The sequence below is a fragment of the Prevotella sp. oral taxon 317 str. F0108 genome, from assembly GCF_000162415.1.
Classification (GTDB): domain Bacteria; phylum Bacteroidota; class Bacteroidia; order Bacteroidales; family Bacteroidaceae; genus Prevotella; species Prevotella conceptionensis.
Genome location: NZ_GG740091.1, coordinates 1 through 1,305, shown reverse-complemented (window position 1 = coordinate 1,305; position 1,305 = coordinate 1). Strand labels below are relative to the sequence as shown.

Sequence of the window (1,305 nt, the reverse complement as noted above, 5' to 3'; positions counted from 1 at the left end):
GGTTCTTCCGTTAAATGGATAGATATATCTCATTAGGTATAATAAAAAGCTGGTATTATGTATCTTTGTAGTGACCAAACTTCAAGAACATGAATACCAGCATAATGCAAAACGCCTTAGGCGTCTCCCAACAAGTCTGTCAGAATCTGCGCTACGAAGGTAATAACTTAGTTTTAGAAATCCAAACTCCAAAGGAAAAACTTTGTTGTCCTGTATGTGGGAGTCACAATGTCAATCGTAACGGCTGCCATATTCGTCGCTTTGTAAGTGTGCCTATAGGTCTGAGCAAGACCTATCTGGACATGCGTGTATGTCGTATCCAATGTCACGACTGCGGCTGTATTAAACAAGAAAACATCGACTTTGCGAAAGGAAAACGTCGCCACACGATAGCCTTTGCAAATATGGTGCTTGACCTGTCTCGCTTTGCAACAATTCAAGACATATCATGGTTCCTTGGAGTATCCTGGGATGTAGTACGTAATATACAGATGGAGTTTCTACAGTCAAATTACTCCAACCCAGACCTTTCCATGTTAAGACGCATTTCCATTGATGAGTTTGCTACCCATAAGGGTCAAGTATACAAGACAATAGTTGTAGATTTGGATAATGGCCATGTTGTTTATGTCGGTGATGGCAACGGCAAGAAAGCACTTGATGGATTTTGGGAACGGCTCGGCAATGACAAGGAACATATACAGGCCGTATGTACAGACCTTTCTGCGGCATATACAAGAGCTGTGAGTGAGCATCTTCCCAATGCAGCACTTGTAGTAGACCACTTTCATGTAACCAAGCTTATGAACGAAAAGCTGGACTTGCTAAGGAGACAGTTATGGCATGTGGAAAAGGACGTCAACAAGCGTAAGGTAATCAAAGGGACACGTTGGCTGTTGCTCAGAAATGGAGATGACATCTTTGACCACGTACACAGAAATAGGCTGGAGAATGCCTTGAGCCTAAACCGCCCGCTGATGACTGCCTATTATCTCAAAGAAGGTCTTAGGGAAATATGGAATCAGTGTAGCAAGCAAAAAGCTAAAGCTGTGTTGGAAGAATGGGTAAAGCAAGCTTTAGAATCTAAAATACAGCCGTTGATGAAAATGGCATCAACTATTAGAGCATACAAGACATACATATTAGCATGGTATGACCATTGTATAACAAATGGAACAATAGAAGGCATTAACAACAAAATAAAGGTCCTTAAAAGACAGGTATACGGATTCAGAAATGAGGAATACTTCACATTAAGACTATATGCATTGCATGATAGGCGTCTACGCATTTAACGGAAGAACC

The 1,305-nt window shown here is 41.2% G+C and carries 1 protein-coding gene; it reads left to right on the top strand.

What is annotated here, in order from left to right:
• The first annotated feature begins 89 nt into the window (after nt 1-89).
• Nucleotides 90-1,295: an ISL3 family transposase gene (locus tag HMPREF0670_RS15035; protein WP_009231988.1), complete on the top strand. Its 1,206-nt coding sequence runs from the start codon at nt 90-92 to the stop codon at nt 1,293-1,295.
• Nucleotides 1,296-1,305: the final 10 nt, after the last annotated feature.

Bases quoted from the DNA above. Each gene is read 5' to 3' on its own strand.
- HMPREF0670_RS15035 (WP_009231988.1), top strand. From the start codon at position 90: ATGAATACCAGCATAATGCAAAACGCCTTAGGCGTCTCCCAACAAGTC.